26 protein-coding genes, 1 tRNA gene and 1 CRISPR repeat array are annotated in these 24,388 nt (G+C 67.6%); of the genes, 14 read left to right on the top strand and 13 right to left on the bottom strand.

Translation table 11 applies throughout. From position 1 onward, the window contains the following. Window positions 1-98: 98 nt before the first annotated feature. From ACSR87_RS03190 to ACSR87_RS03200, 3 genes are all read right to left on the bottom strand, one after another. Complete coding sequence (locus tag ACSR87_RS03190) at window positions 99-830, bottom strand: helix-turn-helix domain-containing protein (protein ID WP_498529468.1); 732 nt, start codon at window positions 828-830, stop codon at window positions 99-101. A gap of 57 nt (window positions 831-887) precedes the next feature. Beyond that, window positions 888-1,907: a phytoene/squalene synthase family protein gene (locus ACSR87_RS03195; protein WP_498529469.1), complete on the bottom strand. Its 1,020-nt coding sequence runs from the start codon at window positions 1,905-1,907 to the stop codon at window positions 888-890. A gap of 168 nt (window positions 1,908-2,075) precedes the next feature. After that, window positions 2,076-2,228 carry an HVO_2523 family zinc finger protein gene (locus ACSR87_RS03200; RefSeq protein WP_390242754.1) on the bottom strand — a complete coding sequence of 51 codons (153 nt, stop codon included), beginning with the start codon at window positions 2,226-2,228 and terminating at the stop codon, window positions 2,076-2,078. A gap of 285 nt (window positions 2,229-2,513) precedes the next feature. Between ACSR87_RS03200 and ACSR87_RS03205 the strand changes: the two genes are divergently transcribed. From ACSR87_RS03205 to ACSR87_RS03215, 3 genes are all read left to right on the top strand, one after another. Then, complete coding sequence (locus tag ACSR87_RS03205) at window positions 2,514-2,789, top strand: ArsR/SmtB family transcription factor (protein WP_498529470.1); 276 nt, start codon at window positions 2,514-2,516, stop codon at window positions 2,787-2,789. A 2-nt stretch (window positions 2,790-2,791) separates the two neighbouring features. Continuing rightward, window positions 2,792-3,088 (top strand): DUF8036 family membrane protein, encoded by a 297-nt coding sequence (locus ACSR87_RS03210; RefSeq protein WP_049905074.1) that lies wholly within the window; start codon window positions 2,792-2,794, stop codon window positions 3,086-3,088. A gap of 153 nt (window positions 3,089-3,241) precedes the next feature. Next, a complete protein-coding gene (locus ACSR87_RS03215) occupies window positions 3,242-4,033 on the top strand; it encodes a spondin domain-containing protein (protein ID WP_498529471.1) in 792 nt (263 codons plus the stop codon). A 416-nt stretch (window positions 4,034-4,449) separates the two neighbouring features. Here the strand turns inward: ACSR87_RS03215 and ACSR87_RS03220 are convergent, their stop codons facing one another. Then, complete coding sequence (locus ACSR87_RS03220) at window positions 4,450-4,920, bottom strand: Lrp/AsnC family transcriptional regulator (RefSeq protein ID WP_004042506.1); 471 nt, start codon at window positions 4,918-4,920, stop codon at window positions 4,450-4,452. Between the two features lie 164 nt (window positions 4,921-5,084). Here ACSR87_RS03220 and ACSR87_RS03225 point away from each other — a divergent pair, with 164 nt between their 5' ends. Continuing rightward, window positions 5,085-6,134: a CNNM domain-containing protein gene (locus tag ACSR87_RS03225; RefSeq protein ID WP_008575774.1), complete on the top strand. Its 1,050-nt coding sequence runs from the start codon at window positions 5,085-5,087 to the stop codon at window positions 6,132-6,134. A gap of 217 nt (window positions 6,135-6,351) precedes the next feature. Next, window positions 6,352-7,902: direct repeats of the CRISPR family, unit length 30 nt; unit sequence GTTTCAGACGAACCCTTGTGGGGTTGAAGC. A gap of 123 nt (window positions 7,903-8,025) precedes the next feature. Here the strand turns inward: ACSR87_RS03225 and ACSR87_RS03230 are convergent. Beyond that, window positions 8,026-8,174, bottom strand: a tRNA-Met gene (locus ACSR87_RS03230). A 128-nt stretch (window positions 8,175-8,302) separates the two neighbouring features. Between ACSR87_RS03230 and ACSR87_RS03235 the strand changes: the two genes are divergently transcribed. Beyond that, window positions 8,303-9,451: a DUF7115 domain-containing protein gene (locus ACSR87_RS03235; RefSeq protein ID WP_498529472.1), complete on the top strand. Its 1,149-nt coding sequence runs from the start codon at window positions 8,303-8,305 to the stop codon at window positions 9,449-9,451. Window positions 9,452-9,484: 33 nt separating this feature from the next. On the opposite strand, the gene ACSR87_RS03240 is transcribed toward ACSR87_RS03235, so the two are convergent. Continuing rightward, window positions 9,485-9,856: a DUF5830 family protein gene (locus ACSR87_RS03240; RefSeq protein WP_498529473.1), complete on the bottom strand. Its 372-nt coding sequence runs from the start codon at window positions 9,854-9,856 to the stop codon at window positions 9,485-9,487. Window positions 9,857-9,946: 90 nt separating this feature from the next. On the opposite strand from ACSR87_RS03240, the gene ACSR87_RS03245 reads away from it, so the two are divergent. After that, complete coding sequence (locus ACSR87_RS03245) at window positions 9,947-10,579, top strand: TVP38/TMEM64 family protein (protein WP_498529474.1); 633 nt, start codon at window positions 9,947-9,949, stop codon at window positions 10,577-10,579. 55 nt (window positions 10,580-10,634) lie between these two features. On the opposite strand, the gene gpmI is transcribed toward ACSR87_RS03245, so the two are convergent. Next, the gene (gpmI, locus tag ACSR87_RS03250; RefSeq protein WP_498529475.1) at window positions 10,635-12,221 is read right to left on the bottom strand and encodes a 2,3-bisphosphoglycerate-independent phosphoglycerate mutase; all 1,587 of its coding nucleotides are present in this window, start codon (window positions 12,219-12,221) and stop codon (window positions 10,635-10,637) included. 134 nt (window positions 12,222-12,355) lie between these two features. Between gpmI and ACSR87_RS03255 the strand changes: the two genes are divergently transcribed. Beyond that, window positions 12,356-13,033: a DUF1405 domain-containing protein gene (locus ACSR87_RS03255; protein WP_498529476.1), complete on the top strand. Its 678-nt coding sequence runs from the start codon at window positions 12,356-12,358 to the stop codon at window positions 13,031-13,033. 90 nt (window positions 13,034-13,123) lie between these two features. After that, window positions 13,124-13,777, top strand: coding sequence for an ArsR/SmtB family transcription factor (locus ACSR87_RS03260; protein WP_004042493.1), 654 nt, complete (start codon window positions 13,124-13,126; stop codon window positions 13,775-13,777). 3 nt (window positions 13,778-13,780) lie between these two features. Here the strand turns inward: ACSR87_RS03260 and ACSR87_RS03265 are convergent, their stop codons facing one another. Next, window positions 13,781-14,278 carry a DUF8526 domain-containing protein gene (locus ACSR87_RS03265; protein WP_008575768.1) on the bottom strand — a complete coding sequence of 166 codons (498 nt, stop codon included), beginning with the start codon at window positions 14,276-14,278 and terminating at the stop codon, window positions 13,781-13,783. Between the two features lie 132 nt (window positions 14,279-14,410). Next, complete coding sequence (locus ACSR87_RS03270) at window positions 14,411-14,620, bottom strand: PLDc N-terminal domain-containing protein (protein WP_498529477.1); 210 nt, start codon at window positions 14,618-14,620, stop codon at window positions 14,411-14,413. A gap of 203 nt (window positions 14,621-14,823) precedes the next feature. Between ACSR87_RS03270 and gatD the strand changes: the two genes are divergently transcribed. Together gatD and ACSR87_RS03280 are read left to right on the top strand one after the other, a co-directional pair. Continuing rightward, window positions 14,824-16,071, top strand: a complete 1,248-nt coding sequence (gene gatD, locus ACSR87_RS03275) for a Glu-tRNA(Gln) amidotransferase subunit GatD (protein ID WP_498529478.1) — start codon at window positions 14,824-14,826, stop codon at window positions 16,069-16,071. Window positions 16,072-16,075: 4 nt separating this feature from the next. Continuing rightward, entirely contained in the window at window positions 16,076-16,984 is a 909-nt protein-coding gene (locus tag ACSR87_RS03280; RefSeq protein WP_498529479.1) for a GNAT family N-acetyltransferase, read from the top strand. Window positions 16,985-17,032: 48 nt separating this feature from the next. On the opposite strand, the gene ACSR87_RS03285 is transcribed toward ACSR87_RS03280, so the two are convergent. Both ACSR87_RS03285 and carA read right to left on the bottom strand, forming a co-directional pair. Further along, window positions 17,033-18,070: a PAS domain-containing sensor histidine kinase gene (locus ACSR87_RS03285; RefSeq protein WP_498529480.1), complete on the bottom strand. Its 1,038-nt coding sequence runs from the start codon at window positions 18,068-18,070 to the stop codon at window positions 17,033-17,035. 193 nt (window positions 18,071-18,263) lie between these two features. Then, complete coding sequence (gene carA / locus ACSR87_RS03290) at window positions 18,264-19,346, bottom strand: glutamine-hydrolyzing carbamoyl-phosphate synthase small subunit (protein WP_008578018.1); 1,083 nt, start codon at window positions 19,344-19,346, stop codon at window positions 18,264-18,266. A gap of 97 nt (window positions 19,347-19,443) precedes the next feature. Here carA and ACSR87_RS03295 point away from each other — a divergent pair, with 97 nt between their 5' ends. The 4 genes from ACSR87_RS03295 to ACSR87_RS03310 all read left to right on the top strand — a co-directional run bounded on the left by ACSR87_RS03295 (window position 19,444) and on the right by ACSR87_RS03310 (window position 21,690). Next, a complete protein-coding gene (locus ACSR87_RS03295) occupies window positions 19,444-19,857 on the top strand; it encodes an Lrp/AsnC family transcriptional regulator (RefSeq protein WP_004042482.1) in 414 nt (137 codons plus the stop codon). Window positions 19,858-19,926: 69 nt separating this feature from the next. Next, entirely contained in the window at window positions 19,927-20,496 is a 570-nt protein-coding gene (locus ACSR87_RS03300; RefSeq protein WP_498529481.1) for an NUDIX hydrolase, read from the top strand. Next, window positions 20,483-20,902, top strand: coding sequence for a desampylase (locus ACSR87_RS03305; protein WP_498529482.1), 420 nt, complete (start codon window positions 20,483-20,485; stop codon window positions 20,900-20,902). Before ACSR87_RS03300 ends, ACSR87_RS03305 begins: the two co-directional genes overlap by 14 nt. An 89-nt stretch (window positions 20,903-20,991) precedes the next feature. After that, on the top strand, window positions 20,992-21,690 hold the full coding sequence (locus tag ACSR87_RS03310; protein ID WP_498529483.1) for an SDR family NAD(P)-dependent oxidoreductase: 699 nt from the start codon (window positions 20,992-20,994) through the stop codon (window positions 21,688-21,690). 27 nt (window positions 21,691-21,717) lie between these two features. On the opposite strand, the gene kynU is transcribed toward ACSR87_RS03310, so the two are convergent. Continuing rightward, entirely contained in the window at window positions 21,718-22,953 is a 1,236-nt protein-coding gene (kynU, locus tag ACSR87_RS03315; protein WP_498531026.1) for a kynureninase, read from the bottom strand. A gap of 121 nt (window positions 22,954-23,074) precedes the next feature. Then, window positions 23,075-24,118 carry an AIR synthase family protein gene (locus ACSR87_RS03320; RefSeq protein WP_498529484.1) on the bottom strand — a complete coding sequence of 348 codons (1,044 nt, stop codon included), beginning with the start codon at window positions 24,116-24,118 and terminating at the stop codon, window positions 23,075-23,077. Window positions 24,119-24,388: the final 270 nt, after the last annotated feature.

Raw genomic sequence — 24,388 nt, forward strand, 5'->3', positions numbered from 1 at the left:
CGGCACGTCAGCGGTCGAACGCGGTGCGTCAGCGTGTGCGCTCATCACCGAAACCGACGCCTGCGACCCCGGAGTAGCCGACGGTTAGTATGCTAACGTCAGTCGCCGCCCCCGACGTTCAGCCGGTCGGTGTCGAGGTCGGCGAGCGCGGAGACGGCGGCCCCGAGGAGCTTTCGCTCCGCGCGCCGGAGCGTCTTCGAGATGGCCACGTCGGAGACGCCGCATCGGTCGCCGAGGGATGCGAGCGACTCCCCTCGCGGCGTCTCGTAGTAGCCGTGTTCGACCGCCGTTCGGAGCACCCGCGACTCGGTCTCGGTGAGCCGGGCACAGCCGTCGAGAAGCGTCGCGGCCTCGTCGAAGTTCCGGAAGACGTCGGCCGCGACCGACCCGCCAAGCGGCGCTTGCTCGACGACGGCGAGTTCGTAGCGGCGGTCGAGCGAGTCGAGGGTTGCGGCCGCGGCGTGAGGCTCGGCGAAGCCGAGGTGCCACCGCTCCCAGCCGTCTCTGTCGCGAAACGGAGCGATGACCGCGCCGCCGTTGGCCATGACCGTCTCGATGGCGGCCGTCTCTTCGAGTACGACGTGGGCCGTCGCGTTCGACCCGCGCTTCCGCTTCAGTTCGAAGCGGTCGACGCCGTCGGCGTCTCTGAGCGCGCGCATGCTGGACTCCAACTGCGGCCGCCCCGGCGACGAGGCTTCGACCCAGAGGTCACAGCGACCCGTCTCCGGCGAGAGGTTCCAGTACGGCGTGGTCAGCGTCACGTCGTGCGCGGCGGTCACCCGTCCCAGCGGACAGTCGTCTAACCGGGTGTCGAGGGTGACGCGATGCATGTCGTGGGCTCTGTCGGCCAGCCAGTAAATCGTTTCACTCGCGGAGAAATTACGCCGTCAGTCCGAGCCCCAGCGGCTCAGCGACCGAAGCCACCCCGAGACGCGCCCGCTCCGCCGCGAGTGATCGACCGGCGTCGAGCCGGGGCCGAACTCCGCGTCGAGTTCGTCGTCGTCGGGGTACGGGACGACGCTGACGGCTTTGAACACGGCCACGGGGTCGCGCCAGACGGCCCAGTACGCCGCGGTCTTCGCGAGGAGCGCGAGCTTCCGGCCGAAGCCGAGTTCGGGCGTCGTCGTGAGGGTGTCGTAGTCGAGCTTTCGAATCGACCGGTGGTGGTCGGCGTACAGCACCGCCGACAGCAACACCGGGAACTGGCAGTCCGCCGGGAGGTACTCGATGCCGGCGACGCCGTCGCGGTACAGCGACTCCGTGCGGCGGAGTTCGTCGCGCATCACGTCGGCGACGCGCTCGTCGAAGTCGAGGTCGAGAATCTGTTCGGTGTCGACGCCGTGGCGGTCCAGCGTCGTCTGCGGGAGGTAGACCCGGTCGCGCTCGACCACGTCTTCGCCCACGTCGCGGAGGAAGTTCGACATCTGGAACGCCTGCCCGAGCGCCGTCGCGTGCGGGAGCGCCGCCTCGGGGTCGTCGGGCCGCATGACGGCGGTCATCATCCGGCCGACCGCCGAGGCCGACCCGTCCATGTACGTCTCTAACTCCGCGTACGTCTCGTAGCGGTCCTTCTCGATGTCCGACTCCATCGCGTCGATGAAGACGTTCACGTCGTCGGGGTCGATACCGTAGCGCGCTCTGAGTTCGGCAAACGCCGACAGGACGGGGTCGTCGGTCTCAACCTCGCCGAGCGCCTCGGCGCGGAGGCGTTCGAGCCGGTCGCGTTGCTGTGCCGGCGGCGCGGTCTCCTCGGCGTCGACGACCTCGTCGGCGACGCGGAAGAACGCGTACAGGACGTACGTGGCGTGTCTGACGCGCTCCGGGAGGAGCCGCGTCGCGAAGTAAAACGTCTTTCCCGTCCGCTGTTGGATGTCTTTTCCCGCCTCGACCTGTGATTCGTTGAGCATCGTTTCGTGTGCGTGGGCGCGTCCGACTCGGGACCAACTGAACTGACCGGGGAGGACGGCCGTTTGTTAGGCCGCCGCCGACATAACGCTTCGTGCCGTCGTGAAATCAACCCACGAATCCCCCGACTTCGCGACGGTTCCATCTCAGGCGGCTTCTGTCAGTTTTCGTTACCAGAACGTGTCGCTGCAATCGTAGACGACCCCGTGTTCCGGGCAGACGTACTTGCAGTGGCGGTGGTCCATCGACGTGCCGCAGAGGGGGCAGGGTCTGCCCTTCGGGGATTCGATAGCGCACGCGTTCCGTCCGGCGTCGTCGTCCATACGAGGGTTCGTAGGACGCGACCGACATATCCCTTACTGCCGTCGGGGGGTCCCGCCGGTTCGAATCGGTCCGCTGGTGAGGCCGAGTCGATTCCGTCTCGGACACCGGCGAGCGCCGTCGGGGCGGCGGCACCGACCGACTCGACGCGTCCGGACACTCCACCCGAATTTGGTACGGAACTGGAACAACGCTCATGTACGGTCGTCGCCGAGTCGAACTCGTCGCGTCGAACGGCACCCGCGAGAATATTACCGCGCTCGACCAATCAACCAAACGAACAGTCGATGGAGAAGGCGCTTTGGTATCTGCTCACGGCGACTCGCGGCGGTGAGAACCGCGTCCGCATCATCCGCGCCCTCTCGGAGCGCCCGCAGAACGCGAACCGCCTCGCCGACGAGCTCGACGTGGGCTACAAGACCGTCAGACACCACCTCGACGCCCTCGAATCCCACGGGGTCGTCGAGGCCGGCGGCGACAAGTACGGACGGCTGTACTTCCTCACCGACCAGTTCGAACGGTACCGCGACACCTTCGAAGAAATCGCGACACACCTCGATTGACCATGGCAATGGACACCCAAATTATGGCGGCGAGCGCCCTCTCGGGCGCGAACATCGTCTTCCTCGCGGCGCTGACCGCCGTGTGGATTCGCAACTACCGGACGTTCCGCACCTCGCTCGTCCTCGGCCTGCTCGCGTTCGCCGTCGTCATGCTCGTCGAGAACGCCGTCGCGCTCTACTTCTTTTTCACCATGCAGAGCCTCTACTCCGGGGACCCCCACGTCCAGCAGGCCGTGTTGGTCCTCCGCGGCCTCCAACTCGTCGCGCTGGCGTTCCTGACCTACGTGACGGTCCGGTGAGCGGCCCGGCGGTCTCGACCTTCGGCCCTCGCCCGGTCCGAATTTGGTACAGAGTCGACCCCGATTCGTCACGGAGTCACCCCGAATCTCGAAAAACCGCCTTTAGCCGGTCTCGCGTCTTGGTTCTCGTGGAACCGACCACACGTGAGACCAATGAGAGACACGACGACTCCGACGACGCGACGAACCGTACTCGGACTGACCGGCGCGGGCGCGCTGGCCGCCCTCGCCGGCTGTTTGGGTAGTGCGAGCCTGCCGGGCCAATCGGCCGGAAACGGGACTGACGGGAACGGACAGTCCGCACGGACCTACCGCGTGACGGTGGCGAACCTCACGACCGGCCAGCCGTTCACCCCACCCGCGGTGGTCGCCCACCGCGCCAGCGTGGAACTGTTCGCCGTCGGCGACCCGGCGAGCGACGCCATCAGGGAGGTCGCCGAGAACGGGAACCTCGGCCCGCTCGGCGAGTTGGCCGAGGAGACCGACGACGTTCGCGGCGTCGCGGTCGGCGACACGCCGCTCGTCCCCGACGAACTCCCGGCGAGCGAGATGTTCCCCGCGGCCGCGACGCTCGAACTGGAGACCGACGCCAGCGGCGCGTACCTCTCGTTCGTCAGCATGCTCATCGGCACGAACGACGGCTTCGCCGGCCTCGACACCGTTCCGCTCCCGGAGCGGGTCAACGAGTCGCGGTCGTACTTCGCGGCCAGCTACGACGCCGGAACCGAGGTCAACACCGAGGCGTACGGCGACATGGTCCCCCCTGCACAGGCCCTCTACGGCATCGACTCCGGGACCGACGGAACCGGAATGAGCGACCCGGACCTCGCCGAGAACGGCGTCGTCACGCCCCACGCCGGTATCATCGGCGACGGCGACCTCGACCCCGCCGTCTACGGCTGGGACGACCCCGTCGCGCTGGTTCAGGTCGAGCGACTCGACTGAGTCGGTCGCGACCTGACTTCTCGACCGCTGAAACGCTGTCGCTCACGAGTCACAAACGGCGTTAGAGAACGAAAATCCGAGGCGTGGACGCCGTCGGAAGCGAACGACCGGGGGCGGTCGTCCGGTGAAACCACGTAGCGTACCACGCGGCGAGTGCGGGGACCTCAACCGCGCGATGCTGTTGCAGCTGCGTCTACCCGTTGTCGGAGCGCGTTGAACCGCTCTGGTGGTGATGGTGGTGGTGGGGGGCATTCGGTCGGCGAGAGACCGACGCGAACGGGAGGGTCTCTGACAACGGCGATTACCAGTTCGTTATCACCTATCAAAGCTGTACCGGTGGTTCGGGAACCGCGTCACCGGAGACGAAACGAGGCGAACTCCCCCGTGAGACGGCGTGTCGCCGCTCGTGCAGTCGGTCACTCGTCGCCATCCCCGAACTTCGCGTACGGGCTCCGGTGGGTGTTCCGAATCAGATCCTCGTCGGAGACGCGGAGGCCCAGTTCGTCTAACTCCTCGCCGATGCGGCTGAGGTCGTCGCCGTCGACGCCGATGGCCCGGACCATGACGTTCCGCTCGCCGGTCATCACCTCCTGTACTTCGACGACGCCCGGAACCGCGGCGGCGGCCTCGGCTAGTTCCTCGCGCTCCGGAATCGGTGCCGTACAGACGATAAGTGTGTACAGCTGGTAGCCCGCCCGCTCGTAGTCCACGTCGGCGTGATAGCCGCGGAGCACCCCGTCGGCTTCGAGCCGCTGGATGCGGTTCCGGACGGTGCTCGCCGAGGCGTCGAGCGAGTCAGCGATGTCGGTCGACGACGTGCGGCGCGCCTCCGCCTGCAACGTGTACAGTATCCGCCTGTCCAGCGCGTCGAGTTCTCGACTCGTCATTCACGTGGTCGTCTGTCGGCCGCGACATTAACCTTCCCGACAAGATTATCAGAACAGCAGTTTTTCTCAACGTATAACCAACTCCCGACAACTGGTTACATATATATTCGGACGACCGATGCTTTCTAACCGGTCGCGCTCGAACGGACGGGACACCGACACAGATGAACCCAACAGAGATCGGTATACGACTCGTCGCGGGGGTACTCCTCATCCTCGCGAACGGTTTCTTCGTGGCCATCGAGTTCGCGCTGACGCGCGCCCGACAGTTCACCGAGTCCGAGTTCGTCGACGGCGACTCTCGGCTCGAACGCGCCTGGGAGATGACCCAAGAGCTCGAACTGTATCTCACGACCTGTCAGGTCGGGATTACGGCGTCGAGCATCGCCGTCGGTATCGTCGCCGAGCCCGCCCTGGCGGCGCTGTTCGAGCCGCTGTTCGCCGGCACGACGCTCGCGACCATCGGGGCCGGCGCGCTCATCGCCTACCTGATTATCAACCTCCTGCACCTCACCCACGGCGAGCAGACGCCGACGTACCTCGGCGTCGAGCGCTCCCGGATGGTCTGTCGCTACGGTGCGACGCCGCTGCACTGGTTCTACGTCGCCATCTCGCCGCTCATCAAGTTCGGCGACTGGGTCGCCAAATGGACGCTCAAGCTCTTCGGCATCGAGATGACGGGCGCGTGGCTCGAAACCGAGACCGACGTCATCGAATCCCGCGGCCAACTCCGCGAGCGCCTGGACTCGCTGCTTCAGGAGGGCGAACTCCCCGAGGAGCGCCGCGACGAGGTGCTCAACGCGCTCGACGTGGACGAACTCTCCATCAGCGAAATCATGATTCCAAGCGACGACATCGTCGCGCTCTCGACGACCGCGACGCCCGGCGAGAACTTCGAGCGGATTCGGAACACCCCCCACACCCGCTTCCCGCTCGTCGGTGAGTCGCTCACCGACTTCCGAGGCGTCGTCTACGCGCCCTCCATCATCGACAACTTCGAGGCGCTCCGCGCCGGCGAGCGCTCGTTCGACGAGATTGCCGCGCCGACGATGACGCTCGCCGCCGACACGAACGTCAGCGACGCGTTCGACCAGTTCCAAGCCGAGGACCAGGAACTCGCGCTCGTCCTGCGGGACGGGGAGGTCGTCGGCCTCCTCACCGCGACCGACGCCCTCGAAGCGGTCATGGGCGAACTCGACGACCCGCTCGACTAGCGCTCTCGACGCTCCCCCTCGAATTTTTCGGCGTGCGGCCGCGCCCCGCGGACGGGCCGACCGCGTGACGACTGCCCGAGAGAGTGGTTCTCGACACCGCTAGTGACGAACCGACGTTTTCGTCGACCCCCCGGGGGTTGCGGGTGAATTGAGGGTCGACGGAAACACTCTTTTGAATTCGGGTGATGCACGTCATTGTACCCGTGAATTCGGGATGGTTTCAGACGAACCCTTGTGGGGTTGAAGCGTCGGTCGTCCGCACGTAGTCGGTCATATGAACGCCGTTTCAGACGAACCCTTGTGGGGTTGAAGCAACCGTGAGCGTCATCTCTCCGCCGTCGATGTCAATGTTTCAGACGAACCCTTGTGGGGTTGAAGCCTTGTGGTCGGTCTCATCGGAGGCTCGACCCTCTGGGTTTCAGACGAACCCTTGTGGGGTTGAAGCGCGAGCAGGAGGACGACGAACCGTTCCGTGCTGACGGTTTCAGACGAACCCTTGTGGGGTTGAAGCGGAGGTCATGGACGTGGCGCTATCCTTTGGTCAGGCAGTTTCAGACGAACCCTTGTGGGGTTGAAGCGACATGACAACGATGCCGTCTCCCCCGCTGAATGCACGTTTCAGACGAACCCTTGTGGGGTTGAAGCCCGCTGTCTCCGACGACGACGACGTGGTAGCGGTCGTTTCAGACGAACCCTTGTGGGGTTGAAGCGGTGCGTGTCGCGCTCGTGGCCGTTCTCGCAGATGTGTTTCAGACGAACCCTTGTGGGGTTGAAGCGGATTCAACATGCCCCTCTCGTGGAAAGAGGCGGTGTTTCAGACGAACCCTTGTGGGGTTGAAGCGGAGGTAAAATGAACTCAGTTGTCGACGTCGTCGGCGGGTTTCAGACGAACCCTTGTGGGGTTGAAGCTACACGGGGAACGCCGACCGCCCCTCGTGTCCCAACTGTTTCAGACGAACCCTTGTGGGGTTGAAGCGACGCGCTTGTCCACGAACTCGACGCGCGTGGAGGGGTTTCAGACGAACCCTTGTGGGATTGAAGCCTCCTCGAAGCGGTCCCAAATCTCTCCGACGGAGAGTTTCAGACGAACCCTTGTGGGGTTGAAGCGCGCCTTGGTCGATTTGGCGGCCGCCGTCTCTCACGCGTTTCAGACGAACCCTTGTGGGGTTGAAGCTGACCTCCCCCGGCCCGGCCGATGACCCCCAGACGAGTTTCAGACGAACCCTTGTGGGGTTGAAGCGACCAGGAGTGGCTTGAGGAGGCCGACGACGACCGTTTCAGACGAACCCTTGTGGGGTTGAAGCCGACGGAGGTCCAAGCCGTCGCCGACGATGTCGCCGAGTTTCAGACGAACCCTTGTGGGGTTGAAGCCGTCGGTAGCGGTGCCGGGTGGTCTGCGGGGGTAACCGTTTCAGACGAACCCTTGTGGGGTTGAAGCTCCGAGATGAAGTCGAACGCTTCCTTGATGTCGTGGAGTTTCAGACGAACCCTTGTGGGGTTGAAGCGGCTCGAAAGTCACGCAGGAGGACATGAGCCTCCAAGTTTCAGACGAACCCTTGTGGGGTTGAAGCTGGAAAGATCCCGGTCGGACCTCTGGTGCAGTCGTGTTTCAGACGAACCCTTGTGGGGTTGAAGCTTGTCATACGCGCTCATGCAGCTGCGGCAGTAGATGTTTCAGACGAACCCTTGTGGGGTTGAAGCACCGGCGAAATCGAGGACGGCGAGGACGGCATCTATGGTTTCAGACGAACCCTTGTGGGGTTGAAGCGCGATCTTGGCGCTGGTAGTCGCGATAAGCTACTTGGTTTCAGACGAACCCGTATCGAAGTGAAGAATCAGGCGACGGCATTGCGATGCACGTATTAGTCAATCACGTACTGAAATCGAAGAATGCCCGGGGTGGGCTCCGAACCCACGATCTCCGCATGTCCCAGGTGCGAGGCCGGCATGACCTCGCGAGGGGCGGAGGCTTCCAAGGCGTTCCGCACCGATTGTGAAACCCTATGAGTGCGGCGCTATGTCCAGCTAAGCCACCCGGGCTCAACTTCCCGTTGTGTGCTGGTTGTATTTAAGCTTCTCATCTCCGACGACCGCGGGACGAGTCACCACGGCACTCGATTCGAGTCATCACCCGCGGATTTATGTCCCAACACCGGGTGCACACACGCATGAGCCAACCGGAGATCGTCCAGTCCGTCCTCGGAGAGGAAGACGTGGTGACCCGCGTCCACCTCGGGGGCGAGGACGAACTGTTTGTAACTCCGACGCGGACGCTCGTCTATCGGGCCGAAGGCCTCCTCTCGGACGAGTCCGTCGACGAGTTCTCGCACGCTGCCGAGCAACTGTCCGTCAAGGAGGGGCGACGAAAAGCGAAGATATCGCTGGACTACGGTCTCGACGGGAGCGAGACGTTCTCGCTGTCGACGAAGCGCCTCGACGACGCGCTCCAGCCCATCGTCGAGGGCGTCCTGTCGGCCGCCGGCGTGACCGACGAAGACGGCGAGCGTCTGGTTCAGGCGTTCCGGTTCAGCGAACTCACGTTCGTCATCACCGACGCCCGCGTCGTCCGACACATCGGGAGCGCAGTCTGGGACGAAGACTACGAGGCGTACCGCTTCGCTGACGTGACCGACCTCGAATTCGAGTCGGGAAGCGTCGCCACGACGGTCGTACTCACCGTCAGCGGCCGCCAAGAGCGGTTCAAGATTCCCAACGAACAGGCGCGGCTCGTTCGCGAGAAACTCGCGCGGGCGCTGTGTGACTACCACAGCGTCGGCAGTCTCGAAGAGTTCCGCGTCCAGATGGAGCAGGCACAGGCGGCCGCCGAGGGCGCCGACACGGAGCGCGACAACACCGACTTCGGTGCGGGGCCGGACCCGCTGAGCGCGAACCCCGGCGAGCTATCCGACGAGCCGGCGAACGCCACCCGCTCCGAGGACGCCGCGTCCGCCGAGCCGACCCAGCAGGCTGCTCGGAACCAGTCCACCGGGTCCGCCGAGGCTGCCGCCGCGACCGGCGCGGTGGCGGAAGCGAAGGCGGCCGAGGCCGCGACGACCCAGTCGGCCGCCGAATCGCCGGCCGCCGAGCAGTCGTCCGGCAACGTCGCCGGCGCCGACGACCTCGGATTCGAAGGGTCGGGCTTCGAATCGGCCGCCGAGTCCGAGGCGGCCGGAGGTGCCGGTTCGGACGCTGACTACGCCGCTCTCGCTGCCGAAGTCGAGTCGCTCCGCGAGGTCGTCGAGGCCCAAAGCGAGCAGATTCGCCACCAGCAGGAGCTGGTCGAACAGCTCATCGAAGAACTCCGCCGCGGGCGGTAACGCGGTCGCGCGACCGACGGCGACCGCGGCGACCTACTCCCGCCCGAGTACTTTTCTCACACACGACGAGCCGAACGGCCCGAGTTCGCCCGACTCGAACCGCACGAAGTGGCCCGTCGAGATGGACGCGCCGCAGCGGCGGCAGTCGAAGTCTCCCTCGCGCTGGACGACCTGACTCTCGAACCTGACGAACGTGCCGCCGCGGTTGTGACGGATGCGGCCGCCCTCGCGCTCGATGATGCCGCGAAGCTCCGCCGCGTCGAGGATGTCGCGGGTGAGCGTCGGGTCCGTGGTGACCGTCTCGATGCGGTCGACGACCTCGGCGAGGGAGAGTTCGTCGGCTTCGAGGTGCGCGAGGAGGTCGAGCGCGAGTTCGACGCGCTCGTCGCGTGTGGGCTCGGTCACGGTTCGGAAGCCAATCGAACCGGCGCGGGCTAAAGCCCTCCGAAGCACAAAGCGTTTGGTCGCGGCGCGACGACGGACCGCAGAGCTTCCGTGCCCCGTCCGCGCCTCGCCGCCGGCCTCGCGCTCGCGGCCGTCATCGCCGGTCTCCTGTTCGCGTCGCCAGACGCCGTCATCGCGCACGCGACGTGGGTCGCCGCCGACCCCGTCCGACTCGTCGTCGTCGTGAGCGCGCTCGCGCTCGTGCGCCCGCTTCTCGCGTGGCCGACGACGCTCCTCGCGCTCGTCGTCGGCTACGGGCTCGGGCCGGTCGGCGTGCCGTTGGCGCTGGCGCTTATCGTCCTCACGAGCGTCCCGCCGTTCCTCTTCGCGCGGCGCTACCGCGGGGCGACCAGATTTGCCGACGTCGGCCAGCGAACGGTCGAACAGACGGGGTCGGTGAAGGGCGTGGCCGCGAGCCGTCTGCTGCCGATTCCCTCCGACGTGGTGTCGGTGGCGGCGGGCGTCGCCAACGTCCGACTCGGCGCGTTCGCGCTCGGGACCGCCGCTGGGGAGCTTCCGTGGGCCGTCGCGGGCGTCGTCGCCGGCGCGTCCGTCGAGACGCTCACGACGGACTCGCTCGCGGCGGCCGTTCGCCCGGAGTTCGTCGTCCTCGCCGCTATCGCAGGCGTGTCGATGCTCGTCCCGACCGCGTACCGTCGCTACCGAAGCGGGTCGGGCGCGTAGGAGAACATGCGAATCGAGCGGGGCGCGCGAGCGGGCGAGCGCGACCGACTGCGACCTATTCTAACAGCGACTCGCCGGTCATCGCCGCCGGCTGGTCGACGCCGACGAGTTCGAGGATAGTCGGCGCGATGTCGCACAGCGAGCCGCCCTCGCGGACGGTCCGGCCGCCCGAAAGCGGGTGGTCGGGGTCGAGGTCGAGGTCGGCGTGCTCGCCCTCGCCGCCGTTCTCCGCGGCCGCCTCGTCGTCGCCGTCGGCCGCGAGGTAGACGAACGGAACGGGGTTGAACGTGTGCGCCGTGTGCGGGTCGTCTTCGGTGCCCATGTCGTCGGCGTTGCCGTGGTCAGCCGTGATGCAGACGTGGCCGCCGTGGGCGCGGACGCTCTCGACGAGCCGCCCGAGCTGTTCGTCGACGGCCTCGACCGCTTCGATGGCGGCCTCGTAGTCGCCGGTGTGGCCGACCATGTCGGGGTTGGCGTAGTTGAGCACCATCACGTTCGGGTCGTCGGACTCGATGATACCGATGGCCGTGTCGGTGAGCTCTCTCGCGGACATCTCGGGCTGGAGGTCGTAGGTCGGCACGTCCGGGCTCTCGACGATGTTCCGAATCTCGCCGTCGAACTCGACCTCGCGGCCGCCGTTGAGGAAGTAGGTGACGTGGGGGTACTTCTCCGATTCGGCCATGCGCAACTGCGTCATGTCCGCCCCGGCGAGCACCTCCCCGAGCGTGTCTTCGGGCTGTTCCGGCGGGTAGGCCACGGACACGTCGAACGTCTTGTCGTACTGCGTCATCGTCGTCATGAGAAGCTCCGGCGGCGTCGTCTCGAACTCCCAGACGGGCTCGATGTCGCAGAGCATCCGCACGAGCTGTCGCGCGCGGTCGGCGCGGAAGTTGAAGAAGACGACCGAGTCGCCGTCGTCGAGCGCGGGCGCGTCGTCGACGACGGTCGGCTCGACGAACTCGTCGGTGTCGCCGCGGTCGTACGACTCGGTGACGGCGTCGACGGCCGTCTCGGCGGTCCACTCCGCCTCGCGCTCCACGATGGCGTCGTAGGCGCGCTTGGTGCGCTCCCAGTTCTGGTCGCGGTCCATCGCGTAGTAGCGCCCGGAGACGGTGGCGACCCCGCCGGTACCCTGCTCGTCGGCGACGGCTTCGAGGTCCGAGAGGTATTCCTCGCCGCCGGTGGGGCTGGTGTCGCGGCCGTCGGTGAAGGCGTGGGTGACGGCCTCGACGCCGCGGTCGGCGGCGAGTTCGATGAGCGCGTGGAGGTGCTGTTGGTCGGAGTGGACGCCGCCGTCGGAGACGAGGCCCATGAGGTGGACGCGCCCGTCGTGTTCGTCGGCGTGGTCGTAGGCGGCCGTGATGGCGTCGTTCTCGTAGAACGAGCCGTCGTCGATGCTGTCGCCGATGCGGGTGTACGCCTGCTTGACGACGCGGCCGGCCCCGATGTTGAGGTGGCCGACCTCGCTGTTGCCCATCTGGCCGTCCGGGAGACCGACGCGCCGGCCGTCGACGATGAGCGTCCCGAAGGCTCCCGCGTCGCGGTAGCGGTCGAAGTTCGGCGTGTCCGCCGCCTTGATTGCGTCGCGGCGGTCGTGGTCGCCGAGTCCCCACCCGTCGAGGATGATGAGTGCTGCGTCCATACGTCGCCGTTCGGCGCGCCGGGCTAACTGTCCTTTGCTCCCGACATGGGATGACAACGTGTCGCGTACGGAGCCATCGACCCCGGGGTGTCACCCCGACGGTCTTTTCTTTCGGCGCGCCGTCCGACTCGGCGATGGGTCTGCGCGACTTCGACCTCGACGCGGCGGTCGACGACTGGACGGAGTACTACCTCGGAAACGGCCCGAGCCTCGTCGTCTTCCTCGTCCTCAACGCCGCCGCGTTCCTCGTCGGGGTGAGCTTCTACGTCCACTCCGACCCCGCGCTGTCGGACCTGCCGACGTTTCTCTACCCGCTTTTCGGTGACTCGCCGGCCGCCCTCGCGCTGATGACGCTGTCGGCCGCGACGCTGCTTCCGAACCTCGGTCGCCGCGTCGCCGACGCACCCGTCAACCGACCGCTCGCGTACCTCCACACGCTCGCGTTCGTCTGGCTCGTCAAATACGGCGTCTGGACGGTCGTCGCGCTCAACCTCCGACCCGACCTCTACGTCGGTTTCTCCGGGGCCGCGCTGTGGGACTACTGGGGCATCATGCTCACTCACGCGGGCTTTCTCGCGCTCGCGCTCGTCGTGCCGCGGTACGGCGCGACCACGAAGGGCGCGCTCGGATTCGCCCTCACGCTCGCGCTCGTCAACGACGTGTTCGACTACGGCCTCGGCTACTACCCGCCGCTGAAGTACGAGGCGGGGGCGCTCCTCGCGGGTATCACCGTCGCCCTCTCGTTCCTCGCGGTGGTCCTCGCGTCGCGGGCGTTCGACCGGCTCCCGGAGTCGCGAGAGACCGCCCCGTGAGGGCCCCGCGAGTCACAATCGCTAATCGCACGACGGCGCGGAGTATCACATGAGTCAGGCTTTTCCCCACCGGCAGTCTATGACCTCGTAATGGACTCCGCGGTACTGCTCGACCTACTCGGGAACGAAAACCGCCGGCGCATCCTGCGGTTGCTCTCGCACAAACCGTGCTACGTCACCGAGATCAGCGAGTACCTCGGCGTCAGCCCCAAGGCCGTCATCGACCACCTCCGAAAGCTGGAGGACGCGGGGCTCATCGAGTCGCGCACCGACGACCAGCGGCGCAAGTACTTCCACATCTCTCGAAATCTCCGACTGGAGGTGAACGTCTCGCCGTACGGCTTCGGCGCGAAGAGCGCCTACCCGCCGAGTCCGAGCCTCGACATGGCCGGGCGCTGTCCGCACGTGACGCTCGAAGTCGAGAACGCCGGCACCGACGACGTCTCCGAGTTGGCGCGCGAACTCGGGAAACTGGAGGAGCTCGACAACGAACTCTCCTTGGCCCAGCGGTGGGTGCAGGGCCGCATCACCGACGTGCTCGACCGCCTCAACGACCGCCTCGGCGTCGACGCCGACAGCCGCTTTTACGCGGAGATTCTGGCCGCGCTCGCCAACGGGTCGAACACCGTCCGCGGCATCGCAAAGGAACTCAACGCGGACCCCGCGGTCGTCGACAGCGCGCTTCACCACCTCGCCGAAGGCGGCCTCGTCGCCCACAACGGCGACCGCTGGCGAATCGACTGACGCTTACAGCTCCTGGGTCAGCCCGTTTCTGAGGTCGCGGCCGAAGTAGTGACCGACCAACCCCGCGAGCCCGCCGCTCGCCGCGCCGACGCCCGCGATAGCGACGCCGTAGTCCGCGAGCAGTTGGACCGCGAAGGGCGCGAACACGGCGAACAGCGTCGAGAGGACGAACGCGAGGCCCGCGGCGATTGCACCGGCGAGGACGACCTCCGTGTAGTATCGCTTCGAGCCGACGGCGCCGAGGACGAAGCCGGCGGCGGCGATGCCGACGAACCGACCGATGAAGCCGACAAGGGGAATCGCACCGCCGACGAGCAGTCCGCCGATGGAGAGCACGAGCGCCGCGAGGAACACGCGCGGGGAGAACAGCCCGCCGAGGCGACCGCCGCCGCCGGACGAGGCGGAACGCTCCGCCTGCATCGCCTCGTCGCGCTCGCGGTTCACTCCGGAGAGCAGGTCGTCGACGGACTGCTCAGACTCCCGTTGGTCCGACCGTTGCATGCGTACAGGGTCGCGGGCGAGCCTGATGGCTCTTGTGCCGGTGAGCCGGTCGTGGTGAGTGCTCCGGCGCGCGACGGTGAGCCGGTCGTGGTGAGTGCTCCGGCGCGCGACGGTGCGCCGGTCGTCTCGGTCCTACGCGTTGCGGCCGAGGATGAAGTACAACACGAGTCCCAGAAGTGGCGCGAGGAAGACGACGACGGCCCAGAGGAACGCCGGGTGACTGCTGTTTTGCCGCGCGTCGCTGTACGTCCACACTACCATCCCGAGGAACAGGAGGAAAAACAGCAGGCCGATTACGAGCGCGCCTGCACCGCCCGACTGGAGGAGTATCGTGGGGAACACACGCTGGCCGACGGACGGTCGGGTAAAATGTCTTGTGTTCGTTATGTCGGTGGAGCTAACATCCACTCAGTCACGCTCGTGAATCGGGGATAAATCTGTGCTAATCGTGGCCGGCAATCGCACCGAGCGGTTCGCTACGCGACCCCGAGGAGGAAAAAGGTGGAATGGTGGGTTTGAAGTCTGCCCCCGCGGTATCCCGCGATATGAACGCAGGGGACCGCGTCCGCGTCACCCGCGCGGACGTCACGAACGAAGGCGTGCTCATGCCGTCTTCCACCGAGGACCACCTCGTCGTCAAGCTCGACGGCGGGTACAACGTTGGTATCGCCCGCGAGGGGGCCGACGTGGACGTGCTCGAAACCGACGTGTACGACATCGAAGACGCGCAGTCCGAGGGCGACGGCACCTCGGAAATAGAGTTCGACGACGACCTCCCGACCATCTCGCTCATCTCGACCGGCGGGACCATCGCCTCGACGGTCGACTACCGCACGGGCGCGGTGACCGCGCAGTTCGACGCCGAGGACGTGCTCCGGGCCGTCCCCGACCTCGCGGGGCGGGCGAACTACCGCGGCCGCGTCGTCGCCAACATCCTCTCGGAGAACATGACGACCGACGTGTGGGTCGACCTCGCCGAGGCCGTCGCCGAGGAAATCGAGGCCGGAGCCGACGGCGTCGTCGTCATGCACGGCACCGACACGATGCAGTTCTCCGCGTCGGCGATGTCGTTCATGCTCGACACGCCCGTCCCCATCGTCTTCACGGGCAGTCAGCGCTCGGCGGACCGTCCCTCCTCGGACAACGTGATGAACGCCGTCTGCGCCGTCGAGGCCGCGAAGGCCGACGCCGCCGAGGTCATGATCTGCATGCACGCCTCGGAGTCCGACGACGTCTGCGCGCTCCACGAGGGGACGCGCGTCCGCAAGAACCACACCTCCCGGCGCGACGCGTTCGAGACCGTCGGCGCGAAGCCGCTCGGCGAGGTCGACTACGAGGCCGAGGAGGTCACGTTCCGCCGCGACTACGCCCCCCGCGGCGAGGCCGACCTCGCGCTCCGCGCCGACATCGAGTCCGAGGTTGAACTCGTGAAGTTCACGCCGGGGATGGACCCCGCGGCGCTCGACTACCTCGACGAGAAAGCCGGCGTCGTCATCGAGGGGACGGGCCTCGGCCACGTCCACACCGACCTCATCCCGCGGTTCGAGGAACTCGTCGAGGGCGGCACGGTCGTCGCCATGACCTCGCAGTGTCTCGAAGGCCGCGTCTGCGACCGCGTCTACGACACCGGCCGCGACCTGCTCGACGCCGGCGTCGTCGAGGCCGGCGACACGCTCCCCGGCACCGCGAAGGTGAAGCTCATGTGGGCGCTCGCCAACGTCGCGGACCCGACCGACGCGATGGGTCGGAACCTCGAAGGCGAACTGACCCAGCGCTCGGTCCCGTGGGAGTGAACTGATGGAGATTCGACCCGCCCGACCCGAGGACTACGACGCGGTCGCCGCGTTCACCCGCGACACGTGGGCCGACCGCGGCGGGTCGGACTACATCCCCGACATCTACCACGACTGGATTTCCCCCGGCGAGTTAGCGCAGGCGACGCTCCTCGTGGACATGGGCGAGGAGACGCCCTCCGACGAGGTGGCCGCCATCGCGCAAGTCGTCATGCTGTCGGAGTACGAGGGGTGGGCGCAGGGTATGCGCGTCGCGCCCGACTACCGCGAACAGGGTCTCGCGAGCCGACTGTCGCGCGCGCTTCTCGACTGGGCGCGCGAGCGGGGGGCGCGCCGCGTCCGCAACATGATTCACTCGTGGAACGTCCCGAGCCTCGCCAACGCCCGCACGGTCGGGTTCGACCCCGGCATCGAGTTCCGCTGGGCGACGCCCGACCCGGACGCGACCGCCGACCCGGCGGCAGCCATTCGCGACGACGCCGACGCCGCGTGGACCTACTGGAGCGGGAGCGAGGCACGAACCGCGCTGTCGGGACTCGCGCTCGACCCAGTCGAGTCGTGGGCGCTCTCCGAGCTGACCCGCGACCGCCTCCACGACGCCGCGGCCGACGACCGACTGTTCGTCGTCGGGGACGACCGCGCGACCGGATTCACCTATCGCAACCGGACCTACTCGCGCGAACGCGACGGCGAGGGTCAGGTGACGTGGGCCGAGTACGCGGTCGCCGCGTGGGACGACCCGTCGGCCTGCGAGTCGCTGTTGGACGCGATTCGACGCGACGCCGCTTCGGTCGGCGCAGACCGGACGCGTGTCCTGTTCCCCGAGCGCATCGACTGGATTACCGACGCCGCACTCGCTCGGAGCGACCTCGCCGAGGAGCCGACGTTCGTCATGGAAGCCGACCTCTCCTGACGGGCGCGCAAGTGCGCGCTTTCGACGACCGCCGACCGCCGACGCCGGTCAGCTCCAGTCGACGCCGCGGACTTCGAAGCGCGCCCCGCCGAGCTCCGAGTCGCCCACGTCGAACTGCCAGCCGTGCAGGTCAGCTATTCGCCGCGCCGTCGAGAGATGCGTGGCGTCGTAATCGACGCCGAGCAGCTGGTTCGACTCCGCGGTCACCGCCGCGAGCTCTTCCGGTGACGGGCGGGGGCCGTCGTCGTCGACGTAGAACCCGTCGGTGGTCGTCCCGACGACGACGCTGGACGACGGACCGGACGACGCGTTCCGCTCGTAGCAGTTCGTGAGCACCGCGACCAGAAACAGGCCGAACAGGTGGGTGTCGGCCAAGAGCGACCCGTCGCCGACGACCCGGAGCGAAGCGCCGTCCCCGCCATCGGGCGACGCGAGGGCCCGCGCTTGCGCGACGTGCGGGCGGAACTCCACCGCCCCGAGGTCGAGCGTGCTCGGTTGCCCGGCGACGGCGATACCCCACTCGACGAGCGAGTCGATGCGCGAGAGGCTTTCGGAGAGCGCCACCGCGTCGTCGCCGTCGACCGCGGCGAGTCGCTCGGCGGACGCGGTGGCCGACGCGAGCCGGGCTTTGAGCTCCGAGGCGAGCACGCTGACGAGCGCCGCGAGGTGCTCGTTTTTCTCGTTGACCTGCAGCTCCGCGAGCCGCCTGTCGGTGATGTCGAAGTGGGAGACGAGCGCGAAGCTCCCGTGTCTCGGCGTGTCTATCGGGACGACCCGGAGCGCGAACCACCGGTAGACTGCGGGCGAGTGACACGGATACTCGGCGGTAAAGAGGTCGCGGTCACCCCTGAGAACCGCGCGGATGCCGTCGGCGACGACGCCCGCGATTTCGTCGGTCTCGCGGGCCGCGTCGCACACTGCAAGGTAGTTGACGCCCGTCGAATCGGGGTCGTCCGCGTAGTCGTTCGCGTCGGCGAACGCCCGCCACGACCGGTTCGTGTAGACGATGTCGCCGTGGCTGTCGAGGAGCGCAATCGTCGCCGGGAACTCCTCGAAGCCGCGTTCGATGAGCGATACGTCGTCCATCACAGAGCGTACGCCGGGAAACCGTTTGACAGTTTCTACCACGTCGGGGAACGACGAACAGCCCGCTCGCGGCGTGAGATATTCGAAAAGCGGTGTTCGGCCGCCGGCGGTCGTGGTGCAGTCGACCGGGCGTCTGGAATCGGGTCAGTTGCGGTTGCGCTTGTGGTCGCAGTCGCGGTTGCGGTCGCGGTGGTCAGTCCGAGGCGACGGCTCGGGGCTTATGCTCGTTTCCCTCCGTACCCGCCATGGCGAGCACGTCGTCGAAGAAGCCGAGCGAGTCGTGGGGGCCGGGGTGGGCTTCGGGGTGGTACTGGCGCGTGATGACGCTCAGCTCCTCGCTGGCGAGGCCCTCGGCGGTGTCGTCGTTGACGTTGACCTGCGTCACGTCGAGTTTGTCGCCGGGGTCGGCGACGGTGTAGCCGTGATTTTGGGTCGTCATGACGACCTTGCCGGTCTGGAGGTCGCGGACGGGCTGGTTGACGCCGCGGTGGCCGAAGGCCATCTTTTCCGTGGTGCCGCCGAGCGCGCTGGCGACGATCTGCTGGCCGAGGCAGATGCCCGCCAGCGGGACCTCGCCGGCGAACTCCTCGACGAGGTCGCGCGTCGCGGTGTAGTTCTCGGGGTCGCCGGGGCCGTTCGAGATGAACAGCACGTCGGGGTCGAGCGCGGCCACGTCCTCGGCGTCCGCGTCGTAGGGGAGCACGTGAACCGTCGCGCCGCGGTCGACGAGGGAGTCCACGATGGAGCCCTTCGCGCCGCAGTCGACGAGCGCGACGGTGGTGTCGCCGTCGCCCTCGAACGTCGTCAGTTCGGTCGTGGTGACCTGCGCGCCGATGTCGACGTGCTCGCTCATACCCTTACACTGCGCGAGTTCCTCCTTCGCGTCCTCCGGCGTCACGTCCTCGCCGACGGCGATGCCGACCTTCATCGCGCCCTCCTCGCGGATGGACGTGACGAGGTCGCGCGTGTCGAGGTGGTCGACCGCCGGAACGCCCTCGTCTGCGAGCCACTCGACGACCTCCTCGGTGAACTCGCGTGCGACGGCCGCCCGAGGGTGGACCCGGTCGGACTCGAATCGCTCGGCTCGGACGCCGTAGTTCCCGATGAGGGGGTACGAGAAGGTGAGAACTTGCTCTTCGTACGAGGGGTCGGTCAGACTCTCTTCGTATCCCGTATATGCGGTTGTGAACACCAGTTCACCGCGTGTGCGCCCCGGAACACGGCCACGCGCTTCGACCACGCGTCCGTCTTCCAGCGCCAGATAGGCGTCCGACATTACGAGAAACGAACGGAACACGGGTGCATAAGTGTTACTTTCGAAGTCGAGTTACGAAATTCGTAATCGGTAAGTCGCTGGGGTGGGCACGTGGTGTATGGACGAGCTTGACCGACGCATTCTCGATATCCTTCGACGGGACGCTCGGACCCCCAACACGGAGATTGCGGCCGAGGTCGGGACCTCCGAGGGGACCGTCAGAAACCGCGTCGAGCGGTTGGTCGAGGAGGGCGTCATCGAGCGCTTTACCATTTCGACCCGCACGGGGAACCTGAAGGCGATGATAGAGGTGACCGTCGCGGTCGACGTCGACACCAACGACGTGTCCGAGCTGATGGCCGACTGGAAGGACGTCGACTTCGTCTGGCAGGTCTCCGGCGAGGAGGACATCGTCCTCGTCGTCGACGCCGCCGACACCCGCGCCGTCAACGACCTCATCACCCGCGCCCGCGAGCACGACGACGTGAAGAGCACGAAAACCCGCCTGATTCTCGACGAGCGCCTCGGCTGACGCCGCGCCGCCGCGTGGTCCGCGATTCGCATCGAAGCTTAGTTGACCCCCGACTCCGACGGAAGGCACATGAGCAACGCAGCGGCCGACGAGGCTACTGAACTCCACGAGAACGCAGCGCAGGACGTCATCGCCGTCGACTCCGACGACAACGCGGAGGGGACGGTCAACCGACTCGACGCCCACACGGGCGACGGCATCCGCCACCGCGCCTTCACCTGCCTCGTGTTCAACGAGGAGGGCCAGATTCTCCTCGCCCAGCGCGCCCCCAACAAGCGCCTGTGGGACACCTCCTGGGACGGCACCGTCGCCTCCCACCCCGTCGAGGGACAGACCCAAGAGGAAGCCACCCGAGAGCGCCTCGAAGAGGAACTCGGCATCTCGCCCGACCAGTACTCCGACCTCCGCGTCACGGACAAGTTCGAGTACAAGCGCTACTACGAGAGCGCCGGCCTCGAATGGGAGGTCTGTGCCGTCCTGAAGGTCACGCTCGAAGACACCTCCCTCGACCCCGACGAAGAGGAAATCGCGGGCATGCTCTGGGCGGACTACGAGCACCTCCACGACAACCCCGAGTGGTACCGCCAACTGCGTCTCTGCCCGTGGTTCGAAATCGCCATGCGCCGTGACTTCGAGTAGGCTCTCGCTCGCAGCCGACGCGCGAGCGGCGATGCTCTCGCACGCCCGCGAGGGTGCCGCCCGCGACCCGCCCGCGGAGGTCTGCGGCGTCCTCGCCGGCGACAGCGACGCGCGCACCGTCACCGTCGTCCACCCCGTTTCGAACGTCGCCGCCGAGCCGCGGGTCGCCTACGAACTCGACCCCGAGGAGACGGTTTCGATTCTCGAAGCGGTCGAGGCCGCCGGCGACGACGCGGTCGGCTTCTACCACTCGCATCCCGAGTCCGACCCCGTGCCGAGCGCGACCGACCGGGAACAGGCCTCGTGGCCGGGGTACGTCTATCTCATCTGCTCGCCCGACGGCCGGCTGTCCGCCCACGAGTGGACCGGCGACGAGTTCCGCGAACTCTCCGTCGCCGTCGAGTGACCTGCGGCCCCTCCGACCGGTCGCTCGCGCGCAACCCGCGGCCGACACGCTTCGGTGAGAATATCCTTTCTCAGTTCACAGACGCAGCCATGGAACCCGACCGCTACGACGACCTCGACGGACAGGTCGCGCTCGTCACCGGCGCGAACCGCGGCATCGGCCGCCGGATAGCCGAAAACCTCCGCGACCGCGGCGCGACGGTGTACGCCGGGTCGCGCAGCGTGACGAACGAGACGCCCGAGGGCACGGAACGCGTCCTCCTCGACGTGACCCAAGAGGGCGACATCGAGGAGGTCGTCGACGGCATCTTCGCCGACCAGAACCGCCTCGACGTCCTCGTCAACAACGCCGGCGTCGGCGGCGAGGGCGAGGACATCGTCGCCGAACCGACCGAGCGAATCGACCGCACGCTCGGCGTCAACCTCCGCGGGCCGATGCTCCTGTGCAAGCACGCGGTTCCCCTGCTCCTCCAGTCCGACGGCGGCCGCGTCGTCAACGTCTCGTCCGGCATGGGCGCGCTCGGCGAGGAGCAGTCCGGCGGGTCGCCCGCGTACCGCGTTTCGAAGACCGGCCTCAACGGCCTCACGGCCTACCTCGACGGCCAGTACGGCGACGACGGCCTCATCGCCAACTCGGTGTGTCCCGGCTGGGTCCGCACCGACATGGGCGGCGAGGAGGCGAACCGACCGGTCGAGAAGGGCGCGGAGACGCCGACGTGGCTCGCGACGTTCAAGCCCGGCGCGCCCTCGGGGAAGTTCTGGCGCGACAAGGAAGTCATCGACTGGTAAGCGACCGACGCCCCGCCGAAGCGACTCTCACGTCACGCCGCCGCGCTGCTTTTCGAACGCCTCGTACTCGCCACTGTCCAGAATCTCGCGGAAGTGCTCGACCGCCCGGTACACGTCCTCGAAGCCGACGTAGGCCGGCGCGGGAGCCACGCGAACGACGTTGGGCTGGCGGAAGTCCACGACGACGCCCCGTTCTTTGAGCGCGAGGCTGACGCGGTAGGCCTCGGGGTGTTCGACCGCGACGTGGCCGCCGCGGGCCGCGGGGTCTCGCGGCGTGCCGACCTCGCACTCGGGCAGTCTGTCGTCCACGAGGTCGATGAGATAGTCCGTGAGCGCCAGCGACTTCTCGCGGAGGGCGGCCACGCCGCCGGCGTCCTCGACGACGTCGAGCGCGCCGTCGAGGGGAGCCGCGGACAGCACCGGGACCGTCCCCGACTGGAACGCGCCGGCCGACTGGGCCGGTTCGTACGTCATCGCCATGTCGAACTGCGTCTCCTTGTCGTTGCCCCACCAACCGGCGAGCGCGGGCGTGACGCCGAAGTGGCGCTCGTTGACGTAGAGCCCCGCGATGGAGCCGGGGCCGGCGTTGAGATACTTGTAGTGACACCAGACGGCGAAGTCGACGCCGACCTCGGAGAGTCGGTGCGGGACCGCGCCGACCGAGTGCGCGAGGTCGAAACCGGCCAGCGCACCGGCCTCGTGAGCGGCTTCGGTGATGGCCTCGATGTCGAACAGTTGGCCGCTCCGATAGAGGACCGAGGGGAGAAACACCATCCCCACGTCGTCGTCGACGGCGTCGAGCACGTCCTCGGTCTCGATGGTCCGCCCGTCGCGGCTCTCGACCACGCGGAGCGCCTCGTCGGGGTCGCGGCCGGCTCGCCGGAGTTGCGCGCGAATCGCGTAGTGGTCGGTCGGGAAATCGAGGTCGTCGACGACGATTTTCTCGCCGCGGGCGGGGTCGTAGAACGTGCCGACGAGCGCGTGGATGTTGACGGTGGTGGAGTTGGCGACGACGACCTCCTCGGGGTTCGCGCCGACGAGCGGGGCGAGTCGGTCGCCCAGTCGCTCGCCGTAGCTGAACCACTCGGGGTCGGCGTCGGTCCACCCGCGGATGGCGAGGTCGCGCCACTCGTCGACGACGCGGTCGAGCGCCGCCTCCGCATCGACCGAGAGCGGGCCGAGCGAGTTGCCGTCCAAGTACAGTTCGCCCGCGGGGACGAAAAAGCGGTCGCGGAGGTCCGAAAGCGGGTCCGCCGCGTCCATCTCGCGGGCGGCGTCGACGGCGGGGTCGCTGGAGTCGCTGGGGGCGTCGGAGTCGCCGGGGTTAGTCACACGCGACCTGAAGCGCCCGCGCGACAAGTAGTGTGAGGACTGGACCGGCCCCTTATTCGCTGGCCGAGTCCGACTGCTCGGCCTCGCGGGCGAGTCGCTCGTAGGCGGCCCACGAGGGGTCCACGTCGGGGTGTGCGATGCGCTCGCCGTCGACCACGACGCCCTCGCCCGCGACGACGGTGCCGGCGACGCCGACGGGGGTGCCGCGGGCGTCGAGCGCGGCGACCACGTCGTCCGTGACGGCGGGGTCCGTGGCGACGACGAGCGACCCCGCGGTGGTCGAGCGCCACGGGTCGATGCCGAGGTACTCGCAGGTCTCGCGGACGCCGGGACGGAACGGGACGCTCGACTCGTCGATTTCGAGTTGGACGCCCGCGCTCTCGGCGACTTCGTTGAGCGCGCCGTGGACGCCGCACTCGGTGGCGTCGTGCATGGCGTGGACGCCGCGGCCGCCGGCGGCCGAGACGGTCATCGCGTCGCGGACGGCGTCGGTCTCGTCGAGTCGGTCCTGCGCCGCGGCGAGCACGTCGGCGTCGAGGTCGGAAAAGGCGTCGGGAAACAGCGTCGTCAGGAGGCCGGTCGCCTCGACGCCCGGCCCCTTCGTCACGAGCACGTCGTCGCCGGGTTTCGCGCCGTCCGGGCGGACCACGTCGTCGTGGTCGCCGACGGCGAGGGCGGTCGCGCCGCCGACCCACGGGTACGAACAGCCGGCGTAGCGGGCGGTGTGGCCGGTGACGATGCTGACGCCGAGGTCGTCGGCCTCGTCGTGCATCGCCCCCCAGAGTTCGGCGAACTGGTCGTCGGTCATCTCGGGCGGGAGCGTAAAGGAGACGGCGAGATGCGAGGGGTCCAGCCCGGAGACGGCGATGTCCGAGAGAACGATGTCGATGGCGAACCGCCCCGCGCGCTCGAAGCCGAGCGCGGGGAGCACGGAGAGCGGGTCGGTCGCGATGGCGACCGCGGTGCCGTCGATATCGAGGAGACCGAAGTCGACGCCGTGGGTCGGGCCGAGCGCCACGTCGTCGCGGGCCGCGCCCAACCGCGGGTAGATGTACTCGTCGAAGAACTCGCGGTCGACCTTTCCGAGGTCGGTCATACGCGACCTCCGGGGGCCGCGAGTAAGAACGTACTCATCCGTCGCCGGCGGGGCCGGGACGAATTGCGGTTTCGGTCTCGGCGCGGGTCGCGCTCGCCCGGTTGGTCGGCGCGGCCGCTCGCCGGTCGAAAGGTGGGACGGTCCCCCGTCCCTGCTCATGAAGAGACGCGGAGACGGTTCGAAGGGGCATGGAAAGTCCCACCACCGGACTGCTCCCGCGTCGGTTCGACCTGAACGCCGGACGTACAAGAACCTCGCTAAGTTCCCTCG

This window comes from Haloferax sp. SDI50 (genome assembly GCF_059802635.1).